Below are 24,568 nucleotides of genomic sequence, written 5' to 3' on the forward strand. Positions count from 1 at the left end.
GAAAATGGAGAAAGACAAGTCAGCAATTGATCCGGGAGGCGGCGATGAACGACGACATTTCTTACACGACCGAAGAAATTGCCAAGATGCTGCGGATTTCCAAATTGACCGTGTACGATTTGATCAAAAAAGGCGAACTGCCCGCGTACCGCGTCGGCCGGCAGATGCGGGTGGACGCGTCCGATCTGGAAGCGTACAAGGCAAGAGCGAAGGGTGAGTACGGCTCGGCCGCGGCGGCCCCGATCCCTTCGGCGGCTGTGACGCCCATGCGGCGCAGCGCCGTGCCACAGGGAGCGCCGCAGTCTCGTCCGGTCATCATCAGCGGCCAGGACGTCAGTCTCGACATGCTGGCCAATCATCTCGAACGGCGGGGCAAAACGATGCGGCCGCTTCGCTCCTATGCGGGCAGCATCAACAGCCTGCTGGCGATGTACGCGGGCGAGGCGGATGTCGTCAGCACGCACCTGTTCGACGGCGACACCGGGGAATACAACACGCCGTATGTGCGGCGGATCTTGTCCGGATACCGCTTCGTGATCGTCAATCTGGTTTCCCGCTGGGCCGGTTTTTACGTCCAGGAGGGCAACCCGAAGCGGATCGCCGGTTGGGCCGATTTCGTCAAACCCGGGGTGCGCATGGTGAACCGGGAAAAAGGCTCCGGAGCCCGCACCCTGATCGAGGAACAGTTTCGGCTGCACGGCATCGCCGGACGGGACGTGGCGGGATACGACTGGGAAGAGGCCAATCACCTCGCCGTGGCCGGAGCGGTAGCCAGGGGCGAGGCGGACGTCGGCGTGGGGATTGAAAAGGCCGCCCGAATCGTGGGGGTGGAGTTTCTGCCTGCGATCCGGGAGCGGTACGATCTGGTCATCCTCAAAACGGCGGAAAACGAGGAGCTGATCCGGCTTGTGTGCGACATCCTGCGGTCGGCATCGTTTCGCAACGAACTGGCCGCGATCGGGGGATACGATTTGACCCACACCGGCGAGATCATGTACGAGACGTGGTAATGACAAAAAACAGCCGCAGCCTGCGATCGGGTTCGGCTGTTTTTCCGTTGGCTGCCGTCGCGTGCGGGCCGCCGCCATGGGGGCGTGGGGTGGCAAGAATTTCTATTCAGCCTTGTCGGGATTTGCTACAATAAATTGGATAAGCTTTGCGGCGAAAAAGCATCGTGCTTGTCGCTTATGAGTCGGGGGCTGACATGAAACCATTGCACAAAACGAGCTTGTTGATCTGTTTGACGATTTTTGTCGTCTTCGCATCGGCGGGTGTGATTGCCAAGTGGCCCGCGCTGGCGCCGTTTCTCATGAAAAACGCGCCGGTGACGGCGGAAACGGGAGCCGATCCGTTCGCCTACAATCCGCCGCTTCCCTCCTATGTGAAAGACCTGCATCCGACCTATACGATTCGCGCCGAACTGCATACCGCACAGGCGACCATCACGGGAAGTGTCACGGTGGAGTTCGATAATCCGCGCACACCCGATCTTCGCCTGTTTATCTACGACTACCCGTGGAATCCGATGGCGATCAAGGGGATTCGCTTTGGGGACAAGCCGCTGCCGTTCGAACGGCGCCAGTCGGTCATCCATCTGACCAATCCGTTCGGCTCGGCGAAGCGGGGGAGCTTGACGGTCACCTTCGAGAATCCCGTTCCCCGCCGCGGCACCCGTTTTGGGGTGAAGGACGACATCTGGACATTGACCACCTGGTATCCGATGCTGGGTGCAATGGACCAGCGGGGCAACTGGTACAACCCGCCGCAGCGGATCGATTTCGGCGATCCGTTTGTTTACCATTACGCCGATTACGACGTGTCGTTTGTATCGCCAAAGGGCTTCCAATGGGTGAGTTCCTGGGGGCGTGGAGAGGCCAAGCCGCTGGCCGGCAGCCGGCAGGAAGTGCGGTTCCGCGGCAGCCGACTGCTCAATTTTGCCCTGGTGGGCAGCCCGCATTATCATGTGGAGACGATTACCTTTGCGCCCAACTTGACGGTGGACATCGCGTCAGTGGACAAGGGCAACATCGGGCGGATCAAAGCGATCGCCCAGTCCGTGTTTCCGGTCTATACGGAATGGTACGGCCCGCTGCCGTATCCCCGGGTGGCGATTGCGGAGACCGGCCCCGGCACGACGTATGCGATGGAGTACGCCAACATGGCGGTGTTTAAGCGGGACATGTACCGCAACAACCTGATCGAGCACTGGCTGCCGCACGAGGTGGCCCACATGTGGTGGTACAACAGCGTTGCCACGCTGGAAGCGGTCCACGGCTGGCTGGACGAGGGGCTGGTGGAGATGAGCGTCTATCACTACCTGCAGAATCGCTACGGTTCCCAGGCGTCCGCCGCCCTCCTTGCCTCGTACAGCCGCGACGCGGACAAGCTGAAGCAGCGCTATCCGTCCGGAAGGCTGGGCAAGCGGCTCAACCAGTTTGCCGGCGAAGAGGAGTTTCACTGGACCTGGTACTCCAAAGGGGCGCTGTTGTACGACCACCTGCGCCGGCAGATCGGCGACGACGCCTACAAGCGCTTCTTGCAGCGCGTGCAGCGCACCTACCACGGCAGCGTCATCGGTCCGGAGCACCTCGACCAGGCGCTGGGCCAGGTGCTGCAAGGAGAAGCCCGCTACTTCGTCCCCAATGTCCAGGCCGAAAACAAGGCGCCGCTGCGGCCGGTGGAGCTGGAACCGTACGTGACGACGCTCGTGAACGGGACGAGCTATTACCCGTCCGTTCCGGCCCGGGTGAAAAACGGGACGGTCTACCTCCCGCTGCGCGAATTGGCGGAACGGATGGGGTACCGCGTCACTTGGTCGCCGGAAAAGCAGGCGACGGTGGTGCAGGGCAGGGGGCGGCAGGTCGTGCTCAAAAAGGGCCAACGCGTTGTCGAGCGGGACGGCCAGCGCGTCGATCTGGGGCAGCCGCTGCTGGAAATCGAGGGGAGGACGATGGCGCCGCTCTCCTTGTTCAGCCAGGTGCTCGGCGTGCAGGCTGCCTATGACAAAGAGGCGAAGACCGTGACCCTGAAGTAAACATTATGAGACAGACATCCACGACTACGAAAGGCAGGAGACAGCCGATGACATACGGCAATGTGATTCTCGTCGGATTCATGGGAACGGGGAAAACCACGGTGGGTTCCGCACTGGCCCAGGCGCTGGGCATTCCGCACCGCGATTTGGACGAGGCGATCGCAGAGCGGGAGGGATGTTCGATCCCCGAGCTGTTCGCGACAAAGGGAGAGCGGTACTTCCGGGATGCGGAAAGCGCTGCGCTGCGGGATTTGCTGCGGGAAAGACCGCAGGTGCTGACCACCGGAGGCGGGGCGGTACTTCGTCCGGAAAACGTCCGGCTCATGCTGCAGGAGGGAACGGTGATCGCCTTGTCCGCGACGGAGCAGGAACTGATCCGCCGCCTGGAGGGCGACACCGGCCGTCCGCTCCTCGCCGGCGGCGTGGCGGACCGGGTGCGGAGGCTGTTGGCAGAGCGGAAAGGGGCGTATGATTTCGCTCCCATCCAGATCGACACGACCGGCAAGGACGTGTCCGAAATCGTGGCGGAAATCCGCGGCAGGATGGTTGAAAGCGGTCTGATCGGGAGAGACTAGGGGAAGAAAGCGCTCCGCCTTCACGGCAAAACGGCGCGGAACCGTGCGTACGAAGGAGGCACGTGTGATGTCGTTTCAGGAGTATTTGAAGTACCTGACCCGTTTGTTTGTGCAGTACGTGGAGACCCCGAAGGAAGAGCGCCGCCGGCAGAAACACCCGCGCGAGGCCTGGTCGACGCGCTGGTTCGGGGCCATTCCGATGTCGATCAAGCTGTTTTGGCGCAAATAATCCCATCGGACGGAGGTAGCATATGGCGAGAGTGGCAGTAGAACGTTCCCTTACCCAGATCCGCAAAATGCTGCGCGACAACGGGTATGACGTAGTGGACCTGGGCAACTGGCAAAACATGGTGGACGCCATTGTGATCACCGGCCAGGATGTCAACGTGCTGAACGACCAGAGCAAGACCATTTCCGGAGCCCCGGTCATCAACGCCGCAGGCATGACCCCCCAGGAAGTGTTTCATGCGGTGCACATCCGTCTGTCGCCCACGGAGCATCGCTGACGGGCGCAATTATCGCACCCAGGCGCAAAAACGAAAGAGGCGGGCTGACGAAATACAGCACACAGCCACCAGACAAAAGCTCTCTGTCGGTTCAATCCGGCAGAGAGCTTGTTTTGTGTGAGGTGGTATCATCGGCATGAAACTGCCCCACTTTCATCGCGTAGGCGTACGGCACAAAGCGCAGTCCCTCGTCCCACACGCCGACGTATGCCGCGTGGCCGTTCCACAGATGAAGCGACTGGACCGCGAACGGAGCCAGCACATCGGATTGGAAGAGCGGCACGGTAAGCGTTACCGGCCCGGACGTCGTTTTTTGCCAGAGGTCCGTCCAGGTCACCTGACGCCTGTGTGACGTGTCGTTCAGCCAGCCGATCCGGTCAAACGGGTCCTGCACCGCCCCGGACAGCACGCGGGCAGCGGTCAGACGTTCTTCCGGGCGGGCCAGTTCGCTGTCCGGCAGCGTGGTGATCACCGGCGGGCCGGATGCGACGGAAGCGGGGTATGCTTCGCCCGTCTTGGCGTCCACCAGCTCCCGATGCTCTTGACGCGCGACCAGCCAGTGGGAGGCGAATCCGTCATAGACCGGTTCCGCCGCCACTGCGCGCGGGGCAAACGCGTCGTCAAACAAAATGTATTCGCCGACCCCGTATTCGAGCAGCACAAACGTCGGCTGTTTTCCGGGGGCGGGCGATTCGCCAACCACCATGTAGCCCACCTGCCTGCCGTCCCGCGTGACGCTGACCAGCCACTGATGCTGGTTGGCGCCGAGCGATTGGGCATCGATCCGGGCGTTTGTCCAGTCGCGGAACTGCGGGTCCCGCTCGACGATTGTCTTCATCCACTGTTGAACTTGTGTGTGAAAACGCTTGTCCCAATCCGGTTCTTCGGCGCGCGTGACGGCAGGCCACGCGACAGCGAGAGCACAGAGCAGTGCACATACGGATCGGGTCATTCGTCTGGCCACAAGCATGCACCACCTTCTGCAAAAGGCTTCTTGGTACCTATTGTAACCAGGTTGACGAAAAAGATTTGTTGCTTGCTGTCTCTTCGCGATCGTTTTTTCTCGCTCTTCTTTTACAGATTTCGCCGGTTTTTGGCGGGAGGCGTGGATTGCAGGTAAAACAGCCCGCCGTTCAGGAACTGCACCTCGATGCGAGGCTCGTACTGCCAGCGCAGTTCCTCCATGCGCCGCCGCTTTTCCTCTTCCGGCGTGCTGCTGCGCCACTCTTCCTGGACGATCTCTTCGCGCGGCGTCTCGGGAATGCCGTTGGCCCGCAAAAAGTCCAGGATGCGTCCGCCGCCTCTCCGGTGCTCCTCCTCGGCAGCGGACGGCTCGGGCGCAGGCTGGGCGGAGCGGGGAGCAAACGGGACAGGGGAAGCCGGGACGGATTCGCTCGTCCGCGCGGCGTCTTCCTGCGTCTTCGCCAGGCCGCACGGAGGGGAAATAGCGTCCGGTTCACTGCCGCCGCTCTCCCCGCCGCCTGCGCCGGGCTCGTCACCATCCGCCTCGCCGCTGTCGAGTTCACGGGGGGCCAGCTCGGCATAGTATCCCTCCAGAATCTGAAGCTCCTCGTCCAGCCGCTGCCGCGCCTCCTCCGCCCAGCGTCCGTCCTCTGCGGCCAGCAGGCGGCGGGTCTCCTGTTCGGCGATTGCGGCGGCCTCCGCCAGGGAGAGGCGCCTTTCCAGCGTGTAGCAGTAGTCCGGGATGGACGGGGTGAGCGAAAGCTGCAGCAGGAACGGGTAAAAGTTGGAAACGATCTCGGGCTGGTGCAGGTTGATCCCGAAATGGAGCAGCATGTCCCGCTTTTTGTCGCAAATGAAGGAGACTTTCCAGTTCAGCCCCAGCCAGGGGACGAGCGGTGTGGTGCGCCGGGCGCCCGGACGGGGGGACGCCGCTTGTTCGTACATGCAGACGAAGCTGCCGTGCTTGCGAGCGGATTGAAAGATCTGCTGCAGCCGCCCCGCACCGAGATGGAGGTGCTCCGCGCGCAGTCCCTCCGGCATCCGTTCGCGGTCAAAGCAAAAGGTGAGCACCAGCGGCTGGTAGGGCAGGTTCATTTTCTCCACCCAACTCCAGTAAAACGGCCGGTTGCCTATGTCTTTGTCCACCTCGACCGGCAGCTTCACCGTCAGGTAGTCGGGATGCGTCTCCACGATATGGGCGGAAAAGGCGGCCAGGTAGCGCTCCGTGAATTGGCGTATCTGCTCTTGCTGCATGCGTCGTTCACCTCCCGTAGTCGGCTTGTCTGAAAGAAACACTGGCGTGCCGGTTTCCCGGCCGCCAACCAGGATCGGTTAGTGCTCCGCCGCTTCCGGCAGCGCGTCACGCGGCCGGCCCGCCTCCCGGATGGCGCGGATCGCCTGGCCCATGTTGTCCAGCTTGACGGCCATTTCCCGCTCGGAGCGGGAGTCCATGATGATGCGGATGAGGTTTTCCTCCAGCGACTGATTCAGGTTGAGCCGCTCCACGATGTCGTCCAGCTCGCCGATCACCATTTCGAACAGGTCGATCTTTTCGTAGAGCAGGTTGAGGATGTGCTGTTCGATCGTGCCCACGGTGGACAGGTTGTAGATGTGGACGTCCCGCTGCTGCCCCAGCCGGTGGACGCGGCCGATCCGCTGTTCCACGCGCATCGGGTTCCAGGGCAGGTCGTAGTTGATCACCTGGTTGCAGAACTGCAGATTGATCCCTTCGCCGCCCGCCTCGGTGGCGATCAGCACCTGCGCCCGGTTTTGGAACAGGTCGGTCATCCAGTCTTTTTTGCTCCGCTTGAATCCGCCGCGAAACGGCACGGAGGTGATCCCGTGTTCATGCAGGTACTTTTGCAGGTAGTTTTGCGTCGCGCGGTACTCGGTGAAGATGATCACCTTGTCGTTGATCTCCCGGATCAGTTCCACGGTTTTCGCCGCCTTGGAGTGGGTCTCGATCCGCTTGATCAGCTCCACCAGCTCCATAATCTCGTCTCTCGCCGGGGAGTCCTCGGGGGTGCGCTGGTGCATGCTGTACAGCGTCATGAACGCGGCTTCCCGGCTGGAGCAGACCTCCCGCTGCAGGGTGATCAAGGCGAGCGAGTTGAAGCCGCCCGTCCCGGAGTGGTACTGCTCTTTGACAAAGCGGGTGACCCCGTCGTACAGGGCCTTTTCCTCCGGTGACAGCTCGATGGGGATGGACCGCACACGGCGGTTGGTAAACTGGATGCCGCCGTCGCTCCGCTTGTTGCGGATCATCACTTTGTCCAGCTCGTGCTTGAGCTGCTCGTTGTTTTTCGCCTGCCGCCTGCCTTCCACGTAGTTGGTGGCAAAGGTGCTGGTGTGGCCGAGATGGCCCGGTTTCAGCAGGTTGATCAGGTTGTACAGCTCGTCCATCTCGTTCTGGATCGGCGTGGCGGTCAGGAGCAGGCAGTATTTTTTGCGGATTTCCTTGACGAACTGGTAGTTGCGCGTCCGCTTGTTCTTCAGCTTGTGCGCTTCATCGATGATCAGCATGTCGTAGTCGATGTCCAGCACGTGGCGTCGGTGCGGATCGCGCTTGGCCGTGTCGATGGAGGCTACCACCACGTCGTACTGCCGCCACATGTACTCTTTTTTCTGGGCGATGGCGGGGATGCCGAACTTCTGGTTCAGCTCCTTGGTCCACTGAATCACCAGGGAGGCGGGAACCAGCACCAGAATCTTCTTCGCCAGGCCGCGGACCATGTATTCCTTCATGATCAGCCCGGCCTCGATCGTTTTGCCCAGCCCCACTTCGTCGGCCAGGATGGCCCGGCCGCGCAGCTCGTTCAGCACGCGTTCCGCCGTTTTGAGCTGGTGCGGATAGGGCTTGAGCGAAGGCAGATACTTGAGGCATTGGAGCTGGTCAAACTCGCGCACGGCCAAGGCTTCTTCCGCTTCCAGGGCAAGCTGGAACAGCTCCCATTTGTCCCAGGGGCCGTCCTGCCGCATGCGCTCCGTTAGCAAATCCATCCATTTCGTGTCGAACGAAACAGGAATATTCGTCATTTTTGCACCTCTTTACTAAAGGATGCCAATTATTATGAAGATGATGAGCTGATTGTTAACAATATTTGTCTTGGAGAAAAAATTGTTAACGAAATCATGAGTTGAATGTCAATTTGCATATTTTCAAAAAAGCACGCTCGTGGTAGGATAAACGTGTAGGTTCGTTGTTTAGTATGGAATCAATTGAAAAAGTTATGTATGGCCCAACATCCAACGCGAATGATAGTAGAAGGGAGAGACTGTCTTTCGGACAGCGCCGAAGGAGCAAGCCGGCAGCGGTGAATCTCTCAGGCAAAAGTACCTCTACTTGACGCATCTCTGGAGAGAGCTCGGCAGGAGCCACCAACGGGGAAACTTGCCAGCGGCGCCGGATGGCCCGCCTGCGCAAGGCAACTCTCAGGTACCAAGGACAGAGGGGGAGACATGGGGGCGCCGTCTTTTTTGGCGTTTTCCGTTCTCCCACCCTGTCCTTTTTTGCGTGTGTGAACGCGTCCCTCTTCACTTTGGTCACGTTCCGGGCGCGAGGCGAAGCACTCCGGCGCAATGCCGAGCTGCGTCGGCCCACACTTCCGCCGCAAAGGACCCGGCTTGATCGTCGGAGGACTTTGCCGGCTGTGTTCATCTTTCAACAAACAGTTCAATCGGTTCAGGAGGTGCCGCATGTCCACTTTGAAACGCACGCCGCTTTTCCCGATTTACGAGAAGTACGGGGCGAAAACCATCGACTTCGGCGGATGGGAGCTGCCGGTCCAGTTTTCCAGCATCACCCAGGAACACGAAGCGGTGCGGACGAAGGCAGGAATGTTCGACGTATCCCACATGGGGGAAGTGGAGGTAAAAGGCGAGCGGGCGCTGGAATACCTGCAGCGCATGACCACCAACGACGTCTCCAAACTGGTGCCGGGCCAGGCGCAGTACAGCGTGATGTGCTATCCGGACGGAGGAACGGTGGATGATCTGCTCGTGTACAAGTTTGCCGACGACCACTACCTGCTGGTGATCAACGCGGCCAACATCGACAAGGACTATGACTGGCTTTCCCAGCATCTGATCGACGGCGTCTCGATCGAAAACATCTCCCCGCAAACGGCCCAGCTCGCCCTGCAGGGACCGCTGGCGGAGTCCATCCTGCAGCGGCTGACGCCCACCGACCTGTCGCAGATCGGCTTCTTTCGCTTTGAACGGGACGTGCTGATTGACGGTGTGCCCGCGCTCGTCTCCCGCACCGGGTACACGGGCGAAGACGGCTTCGAGATTTACCTGGACGCTGTTCACGCCATCCAGGTGTGGGAGAAGCTCCTGGAGACAGGTAAAGAGGACGGTCTTGTGCCGTGCGGCCTGGGGGCGCGCGACACGCTCCGCTTCGAGGCCAGGCTGCCGCTCTACGGTCAGGAACTGCGCCAGGACGTCACGCCGATTGAGGCCGGCGTCGGATTTGCCGTCAAGGTGGACAAGGACGTGCCGTTTATCGGCCAGGAAGTATTGAAGGCGCAAAAGGAACACGGAGCGCCCCGCAAACTGGTCGGGATCGAAATGATCGACCGCGGCATCCCCCGCACGCATTATCCGGTGTTCGTCGACGACCAACAGGTGGGGGAAGTGACGACCGGGACCCAGTCCCCGACACTGAAAAAGAACGTGGGGCTGGCCTTGGTCAAAGCGGAATTCGCCGCCATTGGCACGAAACTGGACGTGGAGATCCGCGGCAAGCGCCTCAAGGCGGAAGTCGTGGCCACTCCGTTCTACAAACGGCCGAAAAACTGACGACTCAGAATCGCAAGGGTGGAAAAGGAGGACCTCGCACGTGAAATACCGTTACCTGCCGCAGACCGATCAGGACAAGCGCGAAATGATGGAAGCGCTGGGCATTTCCAGCGTGGATGAACTGTTTGCCGACATCCCGGAAGAGGTGCGCTTCAAAGGGAGCCTGAACATCCCGGAAGCCCTCTCCGAGCCGGAACTGGTCCGCTACTTTCAGGGGCTGTCCAGCAAGAACGCCAACTTCAGCACCCACGTCAACTTCCTGGGCGCCGGCGTGTACCAGCATTACATCCCCAGCGTCGTCAACCACATGCTGCTGCGCGGCGAGTTTTTCACCGCCTACACGCCGTACCAGCCGGAGATCAGCCAGGGGGAGCTGCAGGCCATATTTGAATTCCAGACGATGGTGTGCGAGCTGACCGGGATGGAGGTGGCCAACTCCTCCATGTACGACGGCGCCACCTCGCTCGCCGAAGCGGCAATGATGGCGGCCGGCCACACCGGCAAAAAAAAGGTGGTCGTCTCCCGGGCCGTGCATCCGGAGGCGCGCAGTGTGCTGAAAACGTACGCCTACGGACAAGGCGTCGAACTGATCGAAGCGGGCTTCACCGGCGACGGCGTGACCGATCTCGCGGAACTGGAGGCGCTGGTTGACGAACAGACCGCCGCGGTCATCGTCCAGTACCCCAACTTCTTTGGCGGCGTGGAAGACCTGGCGGCCATCGAGCCGATCGCGCACGGCAAGGGAGCGCTTCTGGTCGTCTCCGCCAACCCGCTCTCCCTCGGCGTGCTGGAAGCGCCGGGCAAGCTGGGAGCCGACATCGTCACCGGCGACATGCAGCCGTTCGGCATCCCGGCTTCGTTCGGCGGACCGCACTGCGGCTATTTCGCCACCACGTCCAAACTGATGCGCAAAATGCCGGGACGAATCGTCGGCCAGACGAAGGATGAAAACGGCAAGCGCGGGTTTGTCCTGACCCTGCAGGCGCGGGAACAGCACATCCGCCGCGAAAAGGCCACCTCCAACATCTGCTCCAACCAGGCGCTTCTGGCGCTGGCCGCGTCGATCACGCTGACGGCGCTGGGCAAGCAGGGCGTGCAGGAGATGGCGATGATGAACCTGCAAAAAGCCCACTACGCCAAGCAGGCGCTGCAGGCGAAGGGATTCCGGATTACCTTCGGAGCGCCGATGTTCAACGAATTTGCGGTGGAGCTGTCCAAACCGGTCGCAGAGGTGAACAAAGCGCTGCTCGCGAAGGGCATTCTCGGCGGGTACGACCTCGGCCTCGCCTATCCGGAACTGGCCGGCCACATGCTGCTCGCCGTCACGGAGCTGAGGACGAAAGACGAAATCGACACGCTGGCGCAGGAACTGGAGGCGATCACACGTGCGTAACGACAAGGACAAAGCACTCATTTTTGAACTGAGCAAACCGGGCCGCGTGAGCTACAACCTGCCGGCGCTCGACGTGCCGGAAGCCGACGTGGCCGCGCTGCTGCCCAAGCATCTGATCCGCGAGACGCCGGCCGAACTGCCGGAGGTGTCCGAGCTGCAGCTCGTGCGTCACTACACCGAGCTGTCCCGCCGCAACCACGGGGTGGACAACGGCTTTTACCCGCTCGGTTCGTGCACGATGAAATACAATCCGAAAATCAACGAAGACGTGGCCCGCTATCCGGGCTTCGCCCAAACCCACCCCTATCAGCCGGAAGAAAGCGTCCAGGGCGCCCTGGAGCTGATGTACAACCTGCAGAATGACCTGGCGGAAATCACCGGGATGGACGCGGTAACCCTGCAGCCTGCGGCGGGGGCGGCCGGCGAGTGGACCGGGCTGATGATGATCCGCGCGTACCACGAGAGCCGCGGCGATCATCAGCGCACGAAGGTGATCGTGCCCAACTCCGCCCACGGCACCAACCCGGCTTCCGCGGCGGTCGCCGGCCTGCAAACGGTGACGATTCCGTCCGACGAGCGCGGCCTGGTGGACATCGAAGCGCTGCGCCAGGCAGTCGGCCCGGATACGGCGGCGCTGATGCTGACCAACCCTAACACGCTCGGCCTGTTTGAGGAAGACATCGTGGAAATGGCCCGGATCGTCCACGAAGCGGGCGGCCTGCTGTACTACGACGGGGCCAATGCCAACGCGATTCTGGGCATTGCCCGGCCGGGCGACATGGGCTTTGACGTCGTCCACCTCAACCTGCACAAAACCTTTACCGGCCCGCACGGCGGCGGCGGCCCCGGCGCCGGTCCGGTCGGGGTGAAAAAGATTCTGGAGCCGTTTTTGCCGGCCCCGATCGTGGGCAAAAAAGCGGACGGCACGTACTACTGGGACAACGACCGTCCCCAGTCCATCGGCCGCGTAAAAGGCTACCACGGCAACTTCGGCATCCTGGTCCGCGCCTACGCCTACATCCGCACGATGGGGCCGGAAGGGCTGCTGCAGGTATCGCAAAACGCCGTGCTGAACGCCAACTACATGATGAGAAAGCTGGCACAGGCCTACGAGCTGCCGTACGACCGCGTCTGCAAGCACGAGTTTGTCCTCTCCGGCGTCCGCCAGAAAAAGCTGGGCGTCCGTACGCTGGACATCGCCAAGCGTCTGCTTGACTTCGGCTACCACCCGCCGACGATCTACTTCCCGCTGATCGTCGACGAATGCCTGATGATCGAGCCGACAGAGACGGAGACAAAGGAAACGCTCGACGAGTTTATCGACGTCATGCTGCAGATCGCCCGCGAGTGCGAAGAAAACCCGGAAATCGTCCAGGAAGCACCGCACACCACCGTGGTGAAGCGCCTCGACGAAGCGACGGCAGCTCGCAAGCCGATCCTCCGCTACCAGCCGGAACAAGCGTAACCGATTGAAACCGCCCGCTTTTTTCGGGCGGTTTTCGTTTTGCCCCCATACGGTTCGCCATGAGGAGGTCTCCCGGCAGGTTGCGAAAATCACAGGCAGAGGACCTGGGCCGACGGTTAATCAGGGAGATCGTTCAATGAAAAGCATGCAGCCGGCTGTTCATGCGTATCATGAGAACGATCTTCTTCTGAGAGACACACCTTGACAAAATTTTAATTTTGTGATATGATTAAAATTTAACGATTGAAATATACTGTGGGTTTGGTATACTTCTTTGTAAATGCCATCTTTCCATTCCCTGGGAGATCGGCTCTACAAGGAGGAGATGCCCATGAAAGAAGACCACGTCAGTCTGACCGCGATCATGACCGCCTACTTGCGCGCCTACCATGCCATGAATGACACCCCTAAAATTTTTGATGACTTTCTCGCCTTCCAGTTGATACCAGAGGAAAGGCGTGCCCTCATTGAACAGGGATTGGCCAAGGCTCTCCAGATTCACGTTCCGGAAAGCAGCCTGGCACGCTCCGGCCAGGCGGCAGCCCCCCTGCGGTCGTTATTGCAGGCCATGGGGCTGCCTCATGTTCTCAGCCGCTCACGATATGCGGAAGACAACCTTGAGCTGGCGGTACAACAAGGGGTGGGGCAGTATGTAATACTCGGGGCCGGGTTGGATACGTTTGCGTTTCGCCGTCCCGATCTCCTGCGCCAGGTGCAGGTATTTGAAGTAGACCACCCCGCCACGCAAGCCTTCAAACGCAATCGGCTGGCTGAATTGAAATGGGACATCCCGTCACATCTCCACTTTGTGCCTGTGGATTTCACAAAGGAGAGTCTGGCTGATGCACTCAGGGGAACGTCGTACGATGTGCAGACGAAAAGCTTTTTTAGCTGGCTGGGTGTCACCATGTACTTGACGCGAGACGAGGTGTTCGCAACGCTTCGTTCCATTGCCGACATGGCCCCCGCGGGCAGTGCGGTGATTTTCGATTACTTTGTGCCGGAAGAAGATACGCCGCACATGAAAGAGATGCGGGAGGGGCTGCTAAAGATCGGCGAGCCGATGAAAACGACCCTCGACCCGTCAACGCTGGCTGTCGAATTGGAACGTGTGGGGCTCCGTCTTCATGAAAACGCAAGCCCGTCCGACATCCAGGAACGCTATTTCCAGAGCCGAACGGACGGTTATCAGGCGAGCAATCACGTGCGCTTTGCGTGGGCTGTCGCGTAAAAAATGGCCGCCCCGATTCATGGGATCATGTGCGCCGGGTGGAGTGCCCGGCTTTTTTTGTATACTTGGTTCACCAAGAGGCAGCGGGCCTGTTCATCCCGCCGGTTTCACGGACGGCGACGACGGCAGGCCGCTGCATCATGTGGTAAGATGGGAGGAGAACGTACGGAGACGTGGGGAAAGGAACGATGAGGCATGCGCAAACGGATCGTCTTTACAGGTGGAGGATCTGCCGGGCATGTGACCGTCAATCTCGCGCTGATGCCGCATTTTTTGCGGGAAGGCTGGAAGGTCGCCTACATCGGGTCGGAGGCGGGGATTGAGCGGGAACTGGTCACCCGTATCGAAGGCGTGCGCTATTTCGGGATTGCCACCGGCAAGTGGCGCCGTTACTTCGATTGGAAAAACGCATCCGATCCTCTCCGGGTGCTCAAAGGGGTGTGGCAGGCGCATCGGCTGCTGCGATTCATCCGTCCGGACGTCGTCTTTTCCAAAGGCGGGTTCGTATCGGTGCCCGTAGTGCTCGCAAGCCGGCTGCACAACGTGCCGGTCGTGCTTCACGAGTCCGACCTGACTCCCGGTCTCGCCAACCGGATCGCCATTCCCTTTGCGCGGACAGTGTGCACCACCTTTCCTGACACGCTTTCCCACATCCCTGGCGGCAAGGGGGAGCATGTCGGAGCGGTGGTGCGGGAGGAACTGAAGCGGGGAACAAGAGAGCGAGGCTATGCGCTGACCGGATTTGTTCCGGGCAGGCCGGTGCTGTTGGTCATGGGCGGCAGTCTGGGCTCGCAGCGGATAAACCGGGCGATTCGCGACAATGCAGAAGCGCTGCTGGAGCGGTTTCAGATCGTCCACATCTGCGGCAAGGGGCAGGTGGACGCTGCCCTGCACCTGCCCGGCTACCGCCAATACGAGTACGTGCAGGAGGAACTGGCCGATCTCTTGGCGATCGCGGACCTTGTCGTTTCCCGTGCCGGCTCCAATGCGATTTTCGAGTTTCTCGCCCTGCGCAAGCCGATGCTGCTGATCCCGCTCTCCCAGGCGGCCAGCAGGGGGGATCAGGTCCAAAACGCCCGGTCGTTTGAGCGGCAGGGGTTTTGCGAAGTGATGGAAGAGGAAGGCTGGAGCGATTCGGCCTTTCTGGCTGCCGTCCAGCGTGTGGCCGACAAGCGTGGGGAGTTCGCGCGGCGGATGGAACAGGCGGAACTGGGCGATCCCCTGTCCCGGCTGCTTGGGGTGATCAAAGCGGCGGCCGGCCGCTAGCCAGCCGCAGACAGCCCATCCGTCCCTTGCCGTCCCGGCTGCCGGCGGCGTACAATGGATGGGGCAAGAGGAGGTCGAACTATGGAACAATGGCGTTTTATCGTCACGGAAGCCATGCCGCCGGCCATGAACATGGCTGTCGACGAGGCGATTCTGCAACTGCACAGCGAAGGAAAGGTACCGCCGACCGTCCGGTTTTACACGTGGAATCCGGCGACCCTGTCGATCGGCTACTTTCAAAAGGCGGCCAAGGAGATCAACCTGGAGGCGCTGCGTGAGCGCGGGCTGGGCTTTGTCCGCCGTCCGACCGGGGGACGGGCCGTCCTGCACGATCAGGAGCTGACCTACAGCGTCGTCGTTTCGGAAAGCCATCCGAAGATGCCGTCCAGCGTGACGGAAGCGTACAAGGTGATCAGCATGGGCCTCCTGCACGGGTTTCAACGGCTCGGCCTGCGCGCGGAGATGGTCTCGCTGGCCACCGAGGAGGAAAAGGAAAAGTACAGCTCGCCCGGCTCGTCGGCCTGCTTTGATTCCCCCTCCTGGTACGAACTGGTGGTGGAGGGCAAAAAGGTGGCGGGCAGCGCCCAGACGCGGCAAAAAGGCGTGATCCTGCAGCACGGTTCGATTCTCCTGGAGATGGACGTCGAGCTGCTCTTTTCGCTGCTCAACTTCCCGTCCGAGCGGGTGAAGCAGCGCATGATGGAGAGCTTCCGGCAAAAGGCGGTGACGATCAACGAGGTAAGCCCCCGGCCCATCGGCCTGCAGGAGGCTGTGGAAGCCTTCCGCGACGGATTCGCATCCGGTCTGGAGGTGGAGCTGGTTCCGGGAGAGCTGACGCCCGAAGAAACGGCACTGGCCGAAGAACTGGTCCGTACCCGCTACGCCGCCGACGAGTGGAACTTCCGCCGCTGACGGACAGGTTTTTCGCCGGGGGAAAACAGGTAAACAAATGGACGCATGCGGATTTGACAAAAGCTCTCAGGGGCCAAACCATCGGCACCTGAGAGCTTTTTTTCTCATGTTCTTTTGTGACAAAAACAACGCCGGATAGGTCATGCCAACGTCCAAGGATAAGAAGATGCTTGGGGTAAAATAAATCGAATCATGGAATAAAGGGACTGCGTGTGTACAAAGGTTGGGTATCGAAAAATATTTTGTTCACAAGTAAACTATATCTGCTCACTTATCAACTGCTTCTTACTTATGTAATCAAAAAAGGGTCATTGACATTATAAGGTAACAAGGAATAAGATGATTTTGTTTCCTAGTGAACAATTTTTACAGAAGAAATGTGGACGATAAATTCGAAGGGAGTACAGGAACAATGTCTGATCTGACAAACGAGCTGATTTATGACCTGTATGTGAGGCTGCTGCACCTGAACGAGCAAAAGGCGGATACCGATATTCAGGAGTTTGTGAATCAAGCGACAGGTGAACAAGGAAAACTTCTCCCCCGAAATATGACAAGTATTCATGTCATTGACTGTATCGGTCGGCATGAACCGATCAACAACAGTGCCATTGCCAAAAAAATGAATTTGTCCAAAGCAAACATTACAAAAATTACGACAAAATTGTTGGAAGCAGACCTTATTAAACGCTTCCAATTCACGGACAACAAGAAAGAAGTGTATTTTCGACTGACGCCAAAAGGACGGCAAGTGTTTCAGATGCACGAAGCGATTCACAAGCGGAAAGAACAACAGTTCTACCAGTTTCTTGATCGCTTTACAGAGATGGAGCGGCATGCCATTGTAAAATTCCTCCGAGATCTGACCATCCGAATCCAGGAGGAACTGACGGAAAGGCAGGGGACCCTTGATGAAGAGCGCTAACGGAAGTGCCGCGTTCATTTTGTATCTGGTTTGTATCAGCGCCTTCTTTGCATCGTTAAACCAAAATATTTATTCGCCCATCATTCCCCTGATCAGGGACTCTTTCCAGGTTTCCATGAACATGGTGAATCTGTCGGTATCGCTGTTTATTTTCGTTACCGCGATCATGCAAATGGTTCTCGGACCGCTCGTTGGAAGGTTATTTCAGGGAAGCCAACGCGGAAAAGCGATGGGGACGTATCAAATGCTGCTGTCTGTTGCGCCTGCTGTAGCCCCGGTACTGGGAGGATTGATGGGAGAACGGTATGGCTATCCCGGGATCTTCTGGTTTCTCGCAATCGCTTCCGCCATTCTCCTGTTGACCCATCAGCTTTTTTTCCCGAAAGATACTCCGGAAGGGAAACAATCTGTCAGGATAGGCAGGCTCCTGAATCACTATGGCGGCATTTTCACAAACAAGATAGGCAGCTCGATTCTGATCTCGAGTTTCCTGTTTTTCTTCGTGTATTTCGCCGTGATTGTATACCTGCCTGTCTTGTTGACGGATCACTATCATGCAAGCCTGAAAATGGTAGGGCTGCTTTATCTGCCACTGGCGGTAAGCACAATGGCGGGAAGCATGATCTTTACCTATCTGCAAGCCAGAATTCCGCTCAAGAATCTGTGTGCAGGCGGAAACGTCGTGGCGGCAGGCAGCATTCTGCTTTTTGCCGTAACCCATTCATTTTCTTTAATCGGGATGTTTACGGCTCTGGTGATGTACGGGATCTGTATAGGTGTCATAACCCCTTTGTACTCGACAATGATGGCAAATGAATTTGAGCACAACAGGGGCAGTGCAATGGGACTGTTTCATTTTATCCGGTACATGGGAATGGCCGCCGGACCTGTCATATCGGGCTGGCTGCTAGCGAAAATGGAAGCTGTCGTCGTCTTTGGACTGCTGGGAGCGTTGTTTGCATGGGTGAGTTGGGGATTGTGGCCGCGGATTCGCCCCCAAAACGTGAACGAGGCTGTCGAATGAGCAGAAAAAAAGTAGCAGCAAAGAAGCAGAATCATTGACGTACGGGTTGCACGGACATGACCCCACCGTTCGGATCACGCAGAACAGTACAAGACCACCGGCTGCAAACAGCGGTGGGCTTGTTTGGGCATGATGAATTCTCCTCCTTGCGAACGGCTGCCCCGATTTCTGGAGCAACGGGAGCGGGAGGCACTGGTACCCATCCCGTTCCTGATTCTTGCCAAGGGATGTTTGACGGCACAGGGGACAATCTGCCGGCGGATGTCTTCCGTTCCAAAGATACAAAGGAATACCGGTTTTTGCAGGCAAGGCGGAAAAAACGGAACGGCTACCCGATACGGATAGCCGCTTCACTTACGTAGATAGGAAAGTAGGGGGTGTTTCTGCGTATTACACGAGCACCTCGGAATAGATGTGCTGCTCGAACAACTGCTGCAGTTTTTGCACCATCGGGCCTACCTGGCCGCTGCCAACCGGTTGGCCGTCCACGGCGACAATGGGCATGACTTCCGCCGTCGTGCTGGAGAGGAACAGCTCATCCGCCTGCTTGAGGAACTGGATGTCAAACGCCTCCTCATGCACCGGAATGCCGTTTGCCTTTGCCAGGTCGATGACGGTTTGCCGGGTGATGCCGTGCAGGATCAGATGGTCGGCGGGGTGGGTGTACAGGGCGTTGTCCTTGACCGCAAACAGGTTGGAGGCGCTGCACTCGGTAATGATGCCGTTGCGGTGCAAAATGGATTCCTGGGCGCCGGCGTCCTTGGCGTACTGCTTCACCAGCACGGCTCCGAGCAGGTTCAGCGTTTTGATGTCGCAGCGGAGCCAGCGGATGTCTTCCACCAGTTTGGCGGTCAGTCCCTTTTTCATATCGGCCAGCGGGCGTTCCTTGCGCCGGACGAATCCCATGATGACCGGCCGGATGCCGCTCGGGATATCGTGCAGGCGAGGAGCGACGCCGCGCGTCACCTGCAGGTAGAGGGTGGCGTCATCGTCCGTCGTCAGGTTGTTTTTGGCGATCAACTGCTGGGCGATGTCGGTCAGTTCCGCCGCCGTCCAGGGCAGGTCCAGCTTGATCTCCCGCGCGCTGCGGAACAGACGGGTCAAGTGGGCGTCCCACTGGTACATTTTCCCTTTGTAAATGCGGACTACTTCATATATCCCGTCTCCGAAGTTGTAGCCGCGGTCTTCCGGGTGTACGGCCAGTTCGTCAGCCTCGACCCATTTGCCATCCACATACAGCATGGCGAAATCCTCCTTCACTATTACACAAATATTATGTCTTTTTTGGTTTGCAGAAACCATCCGCAAACATACAGCCACCGGCGGCGGACCGGAAAATCCGCGTCGAGCGCTTGATGGATTCTACTTCCACCTTACCAAACCGGGGGACAAGGGTCAATTTGATTTTGCGGATGGTCCACAAATGCTGTCGCCCGATGACGGCATGTGCCTGTATTTGACAAACTATTCTGACTAGACGCCGCCGCCTGCCCCTGCCCATAATAAAAAGAAACGAACGCGTTGCGAAGGGAGAATGCCATGAGGGCGTTTTGCAGATGGACGTTGGTCGCCATGCTGGCTGTCAGCTTGAATCTGCCGCTGCCGGCGGGGGCGGCGGCCGGACTGCAGGATCAGATCGACGCCGACGGCCTGTACGGCCACGTTGAGCGTCTGTCCCGTCTGCCGCGGGCGGCGGCGACGGAATCGGAGTTTGCCGCCATCGTCTATGTGGAAGAGCAGCTTCGCCTGTACGGGTACGAGACCAGGCTGCAGCCGTTTGCCTATTACGTGTACCGCCAGCCGACGCAGCTCTCCTTGCGCACGGTCGACTGGCCCGAACGCAGGTGGAACGTGACCGCCTTGACGCACGGACCCAACGGCAGGGCGGCGGGCGAGATCGTTGACGCCGGGAGAGGCACGGCGGCGGAGTTGAGCCGCATACAGGCGGAGGGAAAGATCCTCCTGATTCGGCGGGGGGAGATCCCCTTGGGGGAAAAGGTGCGCAACGCGGCGGCGGCCAAGGCGGCGGGAGCCATTCTCGTCAACGACGCCGACGGAGCGTGGAGCGAACCCCTGGAGGAACCGCTCGACATGGCCGTACCCGTCGTGCTGCTCCCGCGAACGGAAGGGGAACTCCTGCGTCAGCGTCTGCTGGAAAAGGGAAAGGTGTCCGCCGAGCTGAACGTGTCCGGCGGCGTGACCAGCCGACGCACGTCGTACAATCTGATCGCCGCGCGAAAGCCGGACGGCGCAAACACGGGCCAAACGGTACTGGTGACCGCCCGCCACGATTCGCTGCCGGCGTCGCCGGGCGCCAACGAGGGAGCCTCCGGAGTGGCCGTGCTCCTGGAGACAGCCCGCCTTTTGGCAGACCAGGAGGTTGACACCGAAGTCCGTTTCGTCAGCCTGGGAGCGGCTTTCGACGGGGCGCAGGGGGCCGCTGCCTACGTGCGCTCCTTGTCCGAAGCGGAGAAGCAGCAGATCGTCGCCGCGTTCTGCCTCAACGGGGTCGGCAGCGCGGACGCGGGGGAATTGACGGCGGTTACAGCGGACGGACAGCGAAACCTTCCGGCCGACCTGGCTGCGCGGGCGGGGGCCGTTTTTTCCGGCACCCGACTGAGCGAGGCGGGCGGAGAGGGAGAACCGATCGTGTTTGCCCGCGCCGGGATTCCCGCCGCCGCGCTCGTCGCTCCTGTTCCCGCCGACAAGCAGCGGGAGCATCCGCAGGACACCGTGGACAGGATCAGCCGGGAGCGGCTTAGCCGTGCGGCGCAAGTCGTCCTCGCCGCTGTCGGCGAGATTGCCGGCGGACAGACCCCGGCGTATCCGGCGGGCAGACCCGCTGCCAGATCCGGACGGTAAAGAGAAGCGAACCATCATGGAAAACGCACGCAGCGCCCGCGTAGGTTTATTCGACGCGGGCGCTTTTCGTTGGCCTTCCGGCGGCAGCTTGTCACAAACTGTCGAATGGTAAGGAATGGCCGATTTATCTTGAAAGAGGTATAATTTTCACAGATGTTAAAAAATTCACCCATTCTGTTTTGACAAAGCGTGGATCAGAGAGCCTCGGCGGAGAAAGAGACTCGATCCGGTGCGGCAACGCGTTCGCGTGGACGCATCCTCGGTGCATCCGGGTCTGCAGCAGTCGTCGTTCCATTTATCGGAAATTTCCGAATACAGAAACATTCCCTTCAGCGATACAGGAGATGTACATCGGTAACGGAGGTCGATATGAAGCAAACTGGTACTCTCGCGCTGTTTCCTTCTTTCTTGGCGGTAGTCGCCCTGGCGGTTCTCACCGCGTCAAACTGGCCCGTATTGTCTTCCCTTCTCAACGGGAGGCTACTGTTCGGCGTACTGGCAGCGTTGGCGTTGGCGGCGTTCCTTTTCGTCTTGTATCTGCTGCGGCGCGTCCGGCAACTGGAACAGGAAGCGCGCTATCGGGAGCGCAGCTTCCGCACATATCTCGACGCCATCCCGGACCTCCTTTTCATCAAGAGCAAAACGGGCGAGCTTTTATACGTCAATCAAGCGGCCAGCGAATTCTTTGTTGGCGAACGGCTTGCCGCTCCCAACCTGGTGGCCGGGACGGACCGCTACCGGCAAAGTCTGTGCGGCTGCCGCGAAACCGACGAACTCGTCTTTCAAACGGGAGAACCGCTCCGCCGCGTCGAGGTGTTTGTGCAGCCGGACGGTTCGGCACGCTACGTTGACATGCTAAAGGTACCGGTCGTGGATGCGCTGACCCAATACGCCGCCCTCCTGGTGCTGGGGCGGGACATCACCGACCAGAAGCGGGCGGAATTGGACGGACTGGCCACGAAGGAACTGCTGGAGTCCTTTTTGCAGCAAACCCCGGACGCCATCTCGCTGATCGACGTCAACGGCCGCGTAAAGCGCGTCAACCAGGCGTCGGAAATCATCTTTGGCTACAGCGAGGAAGAGCTGATCGACCGTCCGCTGCCGGTCATCCCCCCGCATCTGCAGGAAGAAGCCGACTACTACCATCAACAGGTGCTGAACGGCAAGCGCATCATCGGCCTGGAGACCATCCGTTTTCACAAAAGCGGCCGGCCCCTGCACGTTTCGCTCTCGATGGCGCCGATCTACGACGTCGAGGGAAAGGTGATCGGCATTGCCGGTAGCGCGCGGGACATTACCGAACGAAAGCGGGTGGAGCACCGCCTGCGGGTGAGCGAAGCCAAGTACCGGTTGATAGCCGAGAACATGACCGACATGATCTGCGTGTACGAGGAGAACGGCGCGGTGACCTACATGTCTCCCTCGCATGAATCGATCCTGGGGTATCCGCTCGATCAGTACAAGCGGGTGTACGACTGCCTGAAACTGATTCATCCGGACGATCGGGAATCCGTCCGGCAGGCGATTGCGGACATCCGCCAAACCAGGGAAATGGCGGCGGTCGAATTCCGCTTCCTGCACAGCGGCGGCCACTGGGTCCACCTGGAATCCCGCTGCAAGCCGATCGTGAACGAGACGGGACGGGTGATCAGTTTTATGATCGTCACCCGCGACATCACGGAGAAAAAGCGGGCGGAAGAACTGCTCCGCCAGTCGGACATGCTGTCTGCCGTCGGGCAGTTGGCGGCGGGGATCGCCCACGAGATCCGCAACCCGTTGACGGCGCTGCGCGGCTTTATCCAGTTGATGCAGTCGTCCGCCGAAGACAAGCGGTACTGCGGGATCATGCTCTCCGAACTGGATCGGATCAACCTGATCGTCAGCGAACTGCTGCGGTTGGCCAAGCCGCAGGCGGTCAAGTATCAGCAGCGCGAAGTGGGCAGCATCCTGAAAAACGTGCTCTCGCTCCTGGACAGCCAAGCCATTCTGAACAACATCCAGATTCACACCCGGATCGCGGAGAAGCTGCCGCCCATCACCTGCGAAGAAAACCAGATGAAGCAAGTCTTCATCAATTTGTGCAAAAATGCCATCGAAGCAATGCCGAACGGGGGACACCTCCGGGTGGAGGCGGAAGCGCTTGACAAAGGCGAGGTGCGGATCAGGATCAAGGATACGGGCTGCGGCATCGACCCGGAACGGATTCCGCGCCTGGGCGAGCCCTTTTACACCACCAAGGAAAAGGGAACCGGACTGGGCCTGATGGTCAGCCGCAGGATCATCGAGGAGCACGGCGGCCGGATCGCGATCACAAGCGAACCGGAACAGGGAACGACGGTCGACGTCATCCTCCCCGCCTTGGCCGGTTGATGCGGTGGGTTCCGCTCACCCGGGCGGTTCAGGACGCGGCGGCCTGTCTTTCCACAGCAGGCGCCCCAGCAGCAAAAGTCCGCAGTACGTGGCGCTGCTTGCGGCCAGATGGGCAGCCGTGCCGCTCACCAGCGGCAGCAGGGAGAACAGACTGGCCCCGGCCAGCATCGCCAGCAGCAGCGGCCCCATGTGCAGATCGTGGCGCACCGCCACGGGCACGGCCATGGCGTAGACGAGCGCGCCCAGGATGAGGCCGGCGTGTCCGAGCGCCAACAACAGGTGCAGCAGGTCGGCAAACGGCAGCAGGGAAGTCAGAATCTGCTTCAGCGGCAGGGCGGCGGAGTGGACGTCGTGCCAGTAGGCCAGCAGGATCGCCTGTCCCAGCAGGGTGGCGAAGAAAAAGAACAGCGTGCCCGCCATCACGCCCACGCGTATGGTGCTCTCCCGGGGCGCACGGGTGGCAAGCGGCAGGACGACGACCAGACAGACCAGAAAGTGCAGGGAGAGGTACAGCACGGCTTGGATCAGCCACAGGAAGTTGAGCTGGTATCCGAGTGAAGGGATCGGCACGTGGCGCTGTTCGGCAAACACAAACGCGAGCAGCAACAGTCCGGCGGCGAGCGAGGCGGCTGTACCCCGCAGGATCGCCGTCCACCCCTGGGCGACAAACACCACGGCGAGGAGCAGGGGAGCAAGCACAAACAGCCAGCTCCACGAACCAGCTGCGTGCTGCGCCGCCTGCATGCCCGCTGACGCTCCCGCGTACGCCAAGAGGGAGAGGTGGATCAGCACGGAGAGGACGGGAGCGAGTTGGGGGCCAAACCACTGCCAGAGCAGATCGTGGAGCGTACGAACCCCCTCGCGATGGCAGGTGACCAGCACACGGCAGCCGGTCCACCCCAGTCCGATGCTGGCGGCGACGAGACCAATCGTCCCCCACGAGCCGTAATAGGCAAAAAAGCGCAGCCATTCATAACCGCTGAAATACGAACCGCCGAGCGCGGCTCCAGCGAACAGTACGGCGATTCGCCATGCGCTTCTGTCCATTGCACATCATCCTTTACCCAGCGTGGAAACCAAGAGCAGCTCATGCGTCATGCAATTCGTCATATTGGTACCAATGTATGAGCCAGGGAGGCTTGTTCAGAACAGGGGGATTAATGATACATATGTGTTTACGAACTATCAAAAAATGGATATACTGAAGGTACCCCTGACAACGACTGCCATCCGAGGTGAATG

The 24,568-nt window shown here is 59.8% G+C and carries 20 protein-coding genes and 1 riboswitch; of the genes, 15 read left to right on the plus strand and 5 right to left on the minus strand.

All coding sequences use genetic code 11. The features are described from left to right. Nucleotides 1-44: 44 nt before the first annotated feature. The 5 genes from FOI68_RS01015 to FOI68_RS01035 all read left to right on the plus strand — a co-directional run bounded on the left by FOI68_RS01015 (nucleotide 45) and on the right by FOI68_RS01035 (nucleotide 4,115). Nucleotides 45-1,010 (plus strand): helix-turn-helix transcriptional regulator, encoded by a 966-nt coding sequence (locus FOI68_RS01015; protein WP_143862098.1) that lies wholly within the window; start codon nucleotides 45-47, stop codon nucleotides 1,008-1,010. 194 nt (nucleotides 1,011-1,204) lie between these two features. After that, entirely contained in the window at nucleotides 1,205-3,034 is a 1,830-nt protein-coding gene (locus tag FOI68_RS01020) for a stalk domain-containing protein (protein ID WP_143862099.1), read from the plus strand. Nucleotides 3,035-3,081: 47 nt separating this feature from the next. Continuing rightward, nucleotides 3,082-3,609 (plus strand): shikimate kinase, encoded by a 528-nt coding sequence (locus tag FOI68_RS01025; protein WP_143862100.1) that lies wholly within the window; start codon nucleotides 3,082-3,084, stop codon nucleotides 3,607-3,609. Nucleotides 3,610-3,676: 67 nt separating this feature from the next. Then, nucleotides 3,677-3,838 (plus strand): YqzE family protein, encoded by a 162-nt coding sequence (locus FOI68_RS01030; RefSeq protein ID WP_143862101.1) that lies wholly within the window; start codon nucleotides 3,677-3,679, stop codon nucleotides 3,836-3,838. 22 nt (nucleotides 3,839-3,860) lie between these two features. Continuing rightward, on the plus strand, nucleotides 3,861-4,115 hold the full coding sequence (locus FOI68_RS01035) for a YkuS family protein (protein WP_029099432.1): 255 nt from the start codon (nucleotides 3,861-3,863) through the stop codon (nucleotides 4,113-4,115). Nucleotides 4,116-4,206: 91 nt separating this feature from the next. On the opposite strand, the gene FOI68_RS01040 is transcribed toward FOI68_RS01035, so the two are convergent. The 3 genes from FOI68_RS01040 to FOI68_RS01050 form a co-directional block, all read right to left on the minus strand. Next, the gene (locus FOI68_RS01040) at nucleotides 4,207-5,079 is read right to left on the minus strand and encodes a hypothetical protein (RefSeq protein WP_255433297.1); all 873 of its coding nucleotides are present in this window, start codon (nucleotides 5,077-5,079) and stop codon (nucleotides 4,207-4,209) included. Between the two features lie 110 nt (nucleotides 5,080-5,189). Next, nucleotides 5,190-6,332 (minus strand): YqhG family protein, encoded by a 1,143-nt coding sequence (locus FOI68_RS01045; RefSeq protein WP_143862102.1) that lies wholly within the window; start codon nucleotides 6,330-6,332, stop codon nucleotides 5,190-5,192. 78 nt (nucleotides 6,333-6,410) lie between these two features. Continuing rightward, a complete protein-coding gene (locus tag FOI68_RS01050) occupies nucleotides 6,411-8,114 on the minus strand; it encodes a DEAD/DEAH box helicase (RefSeq protein WP_044900244.1) in 1,704 nt (567 codons plus the stop codon). Between the two features lie 219 nt (nucleotides 8,115-8,333). Next, a riboswitch (glycine riboswitch) is annotated at nucleotides 8,334-8,427 on the plus strand. A gap of 347 nt (nucleotides 8,428-8,774) precedes the next feature. Between FOI68_RS01050 and gcvT the strand changes: the two genes are divergently transcribed. From gcvT to FOI68_RS01090, 8 genes are all read left to right on the plus strand, one after another. Then, entirely contained in the window at nucleotides 8,775-9,878 is a 1,104-nt protein-coding gene (gene gcvT, locus FOI68_RS01055; protein ID WP_143862103.1) for a glycine cleavage system aminomethyltransferase GcvT, read from the plus strand. Between the two features lie 40 nt (nucleotides 9,879-9,918). Beyond that, on the plus strand, nucleotides 9,919-11,271 hold the full coding sequence (gene gcvPA / locus FOI68_RS01060; protein ID WP_044900246.1) for an aminomethyl-transferring glycine dehydrogenase subunit GcvPA: 1,353 nt from the start codon (nucleotides 9,919-9,921) through the stop codon (nucleotides 11,269-11,271). Then, nucleotides 11,264-12,736, plus strand: coding sequence for an aminomethyl-transferring glycine dehydrogenase subunit GcvPB (gcvPB, locus tag FOI68_RS01065; RefSeq protein ID WP_143862104.1), 1,473 nt, complete (start codon nucleotides 11,264-11,266; stop codon nucleotides 12,734-12,736). Before gcvPA ends, gcvPB begins: the two co-directional genes overlap by 8 nt. A 331-nt stretch (nucleotides 12,737-13,067) precedes the next feature. Further along, nucleotides 13,068-13,967: a class I SAM-dependent methyltransferase gene (locus tag FOI68_RS01070; protein ID WP_143862105.1), complete on the plus strand. Its 900-nt coding sequence runs from the start codon at nucleotides 13,068-13,070 to the stop codon at nucleotides 13,965-13,967. 195 nt (nucleotides 13,968-14,162) lie between these two features. Beyond that, a complete protein-coding gene (locus FOI68_RS01075) occupies nucleotides 14,163-15,233 on the plus strand; it encodes an undecaprenyldiphospho-muramoylpentapeptide beta-N-acetylglucosaminyltransferase (protein ID WP_143862106.1) in 1,071 nt (356 codons plus the stop codon). Nucleotides 15,234-15,314: 81 nt separating this feature from the next. Continuing rightward, nucleotides 15,315-16,145 carry a lipoate--protein ligase family protein gene (locus FOI68_RS01080; protein ID WP_035297972.1) on the plus strand — a complete coding sequence of 277 codons (831 nt, stop codon included), beginning with the start codon at nucleotides 15,315-15,317 and terminating at the stop codon, nucleotides 16,143-16,145. Nucleotides 16,146-16,557: 412 nt separating this feature from the next. Beyond that, nucleotides 16,558-17,070 carry a MarR family transcriptional regulator gene (locus FOI68_RS01085; RefSeq protein ID WP_143862107.1) on the plus strand — a complete coding sequence of 171 codons (513 nt, stop codon included), beginning with the start codon at nucleotides 16,558-16,560 and terminating at the stop codon, nucleotides 17,068-17,070. After that, the gene (locus tag FOI68_RS01090; protein ID WP_143862108.1) at nucleotides 17,057-18,094 is read left to right on the plus strand and encodes an MFS transporter; all 1,038 of its coding nucleotides are present in this window, start codon (nucleotides 17,057-17,059) and stop codon (nucleotides 18,092-18,094) included. Before FOI68_RS01085 ends, FOI68_RS01090 begins: the two co-directional genes overlap by 14 nt. A gap of 390 nt (nucleotides 18,095-18,484) precedes the next feature. On the opposite strand, the gene dat is transcribed toward FOI68_RS01090, so the two are convergent. Further along, entirely contained in the window at nucleotides 18,485-19,336 is an 852-nt protein-coding gene (gene dat / locus FOI68_RS01095; protein ID WP_029099442.1) for a D-amino-acid transaminase, read from the minus strand. A gap of 297 nt (nucleotides 19,337-19,633) precedes the next feature. Here dat and FOI68_RS01100 point away from each other — a divergent pair, with 297 nt between their 5' ends. Further along, the gene (locus FOI68_RS01100) at nucleotides 19,634-20,956 is read left to right on the plus strand and encodes a M28 family peptidase (RefSeq protein WP_143862109.1); all 1,323 of its coding nucleotides are present in this window, start codon (nucleotides 19,634-19,636) and stop codon (nucleotides 20,954-20,956) included. Between the two features lie 369 nt (nucleotides 20,957-21,325). Beyond that, entirely contained in the window at nucleotides 21,326-23,326 is a 2,001-nt protein-coding gene (locus FOI68_RS01105) for a PAS domain-containing sensor histidine kinase (RefSeq protein ID WP_143862110.1), read from the plus strand. A 15-nt stretch (nucleotides 23,327-23,341) separates the two neighbouring features. Here the strand turns inward: FOI68_RS01105 and FOI68_RS01110 are convergent, their stop codons facing one another. Then, nucleotides 23,342-24,373, minus strand: a complete 1,032-nt coding sequence (locus FOI68_RS01110) for a hypothetical protein (RefSeq protein WP_029099444.1) — start codon at nucleotides 24,371-24,373, stop codon at nucleotides 23,342-23,344. Nucleotides 24,374-24,568: the final 195 nt, after the last annotated feature.

The organism is Brevibacillus sp. LEMMJ03, assembly GCF_007197875.1.
Lineage (GTDB): Bacteria > Bacillota > Bacilli > Brevibacillales > Brevibacillaceae > Brevibacillus > Brevibacillus thermoruber.